This is a genomic window from Bradyrhizobium sp. UFLA05-89 (genome assembly GCF_059803475.1).
The window spans coordinates 1-2750 of sequence record NZ_JBANBA010000241.1 but is presented as its reverse complement, the minus strand read 5'-3'; the positions used below and the strand labels follow the sequence as shown (position 1 = coordinate 2750).

At 62.7% G+C, this 2750-nt stretch carries 4 protein-coding genes and 1 pseudogene; all 5 read right to left on the bottom strand.

The genetic code is table 11. The features are described from left to right. Positions 1-95 precede the first annotated feature (95 nt). The 5 genes and pseudogenes from SO139_RS45955 to SO139_RS45935 all read right to left on the bottom strand — a co-directional run bounded on the left by SO139_RS45955 (position 96) and on the right by SO139_RS45935 (position 2515). A complete protein-coding gene (locus SO139_RS45955) occupies positions 96-254 on the bottom strand; it encodes a transposase domain-containing protein (protein WP_449384686.1) in 159 nt (52 codons plus the stop codon). Positions 255-308: 54 nt separating this feature from the next. Further along, a pseudogene (locus SO139_RS45950) lies at positions 309-1022 on the bottom strand (IS66 family transposase). Positions 1023-1032: 10 nt separating this feature from the next. Next, positions 1033-1689 carry an IS66 family transposase zinc-finger binding domain-containing protein gene (locus SO139_RS45945; protein ID WP_449384685.1) on the bottom strand — a complete coding sequence of 219 codons (657 nt, stop codon included), beginning with the start codon at positions 1687-1689 and terminating at the stop codon, positions 1033-1035. A 53-nt stretch (positions 1690-1742) separates the two neighbouring features. Continuing rightward, the gene (tnpB, locus tag SO139_RS45940; protein ID WP_474805036.1) at positions 1743-2075 is read right to left on the bottom strand and encodes an IS66 family insertion sequence element accessory protein TnpB; all 333 of its coding nucleotides are present in this window, start codon (positions 2073-2075) and stop codon (positions 1743-1745) included. A 17-nt stretch (positions 2076-2092) separates the two neighbouring features. Next, entirely contained in the window at positions 2093-2515 is a 423-nt protein-coding gene (locus SO139_RS45935) for a transposase (RefSeq protein ID WP_449384683.1), read from the bottom strand. Positions 2516-2750 lie beyond the last annotated feature (235 nt).

Sequence of the window (2750 nt, the reverse complement as noted above, 5' to 3'; positions counted from 1 at the left end):
ACCGCCTTTGTGCCGGGCGGGCGATTGAAAGCCGCCTAAGCCTCTCCTGAATGGAGTGTGCTCAGACGCGCTGCGACGTAAGCGCTTAGCCGACCCTATTGATGCCGGCTTGACGTTTTGCGGAACCGCCATGGCATGAGGTCGTCAATTTTGCTTTGAGGATGGCCGGGGATGATCGCCTCGAGTGTATCGGCGATGTAGGTGACCGGGTTGACGTCGTTGAGCTTGCAGGTCGCCACGATGGATGCGAGCAAAGCCCAGTTTTCGGCTCCGACCTCGTGACCGGCGAAGGAGCGCGTTTTTTCTGGTCAAGCAGATCGGCCGGATTTCGCGTTTTCAACCGGATTGGTGTCGAGCTCGAGACGCCCGTCATCGAGGAAGCGCGTCAGCCCCTGCCAATGATTGAGCGCGTAGCGGATGTCATCAGCGAGCGTCGAGCCGCTCGAGATCATCGACAGTTGTTTCTCGAACCATGGCTTCAACGCCTCGACGAGCGGCAGCGAATGTTCCTTGCGCGCAGCCAGCCGGACGTCCGGCGATGAACCGCGGACTGTGGCTTCGATGGCGTAGAGCTGTGCGATCCGCCGGACGGCGGCCTCGGCGATCGGCGATTTACTGTTACGGGCCAATTTGACGAAGCGCCGGCGCAAATGGCTCCAGCAATGTACGAGCGTCCATGGCCCTTGCGTCGGGCGACTTCGATCAGCCGATCATAACCGTCATAGGCATCGCATTGCAGGAAGCGTCCGTTGAAGCCGTCCAGGAACTGCTCAGCGAAGGCAGGCACCGCTGCGACCGGGGGCATATCGGAACAGCACGATCGGCGGACTTGGGCCGCTATGGCCGCGGTCGTCGGAGACGATCGCCCAGAAGTAGCCCCTCTTCGTTTGACCACGCCCGGCATCGAGCACCGGCGCCGTGGTTTCATCCATGAACAGGCGATCCGCCGCTGCCAGATGGCGGCGCATGTGGTCGGCAACGGGCTGCAGATGGAAGCAGGCGCGACCTGACCAATTGCCCAATGTCGCCCGATCAAGCCGGATCCCCTGTCGCGCATAGATTTCGGCCTGACGGTAACGGCGTATCGTCGCCGAACTTGGAGACGATCACGTGTGCAATGGCCGCTTCGGTCGGCAGCCCGCCGGGCACGACATGCTCGGCCGCGTGTGCCTGCACGACAGCGCCCGAGCAGCGACGGCAGACGTATTTCGGGCGGCGCGTGACCAGCACGCGCCATTGTGCCGGAATCACGTCAAGGCGTTTGCTGACGTCCTCGCCGATCTTCGTCATCGCGCCGCAACCGCACGGACACAGCGTGCTCGCAGCCTCGATGATCCGCTCCACCTGCGGCAAATGGGCAGGCAAGCAGCCCCGATTGCGATGACGGTCCTGATCCGATCCAGCGCGCGATCGGCCCCTGATGACCGCCGCAGCCTTCTCCTGCGCCGCGTCCAGGACGCCTTGCGCGATCTCCACGTCTTCGAGCGGCAAATGATATTGATCTGGCCGCAGCTTCTCGGACTTCGCTCCGAACTTCTCCCGGCGTAGTTCGCCGAGAATGACCTCCAACCGGCGCCGCGCTTCTTCCGACATTGCCAGCGCCGCTTGATGCTCGCTCAACGCCGCCTGCGTTTGCGCCAAAAGCGCCTTCAAGCGTTCATTATCGTCGCGAAGCGTCGCGGTGCTCATGCGCCATGTCGAGCACATCTGCGCCGCCGGCGCCATGCCCAACTCGGCCGCAGTTATCCAGCGATCTGTGGGCGACGCGCTTCCTCCGGGCGGACCAACCTCCAGTCCAAGCCTTCGAACAATGCCGCGAACATCGCCGGCGATATCCGCATCACACCGTCCGCAATCTTTGGCCATACGAACTTGCAGCCCTCAAGGCGTTTGTACACCAACACCAGGCCCGTTCGATCCCAAACCAGAATCATGATCCGGTCCGCCCGTTTCGACCGGAACACGTAGGCCGCACCGCTCAATGGGTCGAGACCAAGCATCTCCTGCACCTTGGCAGCAAGCCCATCGTGGCCGCAGCGGAAGTCGACAGGACGCGTCGCGATATAAATCTTCAACTCGGCGCCAGGTACAATCATCGTGACGCTCGCACCGCGCGGATCACCCGAGACAGCTGCTCTCCATCTATCGCCGCGTCTGTCTGCACGACGACGTCGCCAATCGCAATTTCGAGCTTGGCCGCCGGAACGTGACATTCCTCTAACGGCCCCTCCACAACCAGCGGCGCGAACGGCGGCTGCGATGCCCCGCACGACGGCAATTCGCCTCGCTGGCGAAAGCGTCGTCGCCCATCGTAAATCTGCCAGCGCGTCGCCCCGTGCTTGCGCGCTACTTCCGACGCCTGAGCGCCGGGCAGCAGACTTTCGGCGACGATCCGAGCCCGCTCAGCCTCCGAACGCACACGAAGCCCGGACGGTCCTTCAAGCACTTCAAGCCGGCTGACCGACCCAACCGACGAGCCGTCCAAATGGACGTCCTTTTTGCCGTCCAACTCCATCCCAAACCTCCGTTCAAGCCGGAGGCTTCTTCGCACATCTAATCTAAGACGGAAGCCAGGGTATCGGCTTAGCGCTTACGCTGCGACTGCCACAACGCGCACATCAACATCCAGTTGGGATCGCAGATGGTGCGAGTCATTTGCCCGCGATGCGCAGCCGCTTCATCGCGCGCATGACTGACATCGCATTCCAGGCATCACCGCCACGCGGCGGCGGAATGTTGCGGCTGGTCAG

Coding starts and splice junctions, on each gene's coding strand:
- SO139_RS45945 (WP_449384685.1), bottom strand. CDS start 1,689: ATGAGCACCGCGACGCTTCGCGACGATAATGAACGCTTGAAGGCGCTT.
- SO139_RS45935 (WP_449384683.1), bottom strand. CDS start 2,515: ATGGAGTTGGACGGCAAAAAGGACGTCCATTTGGACGGCTCGTCGGTT.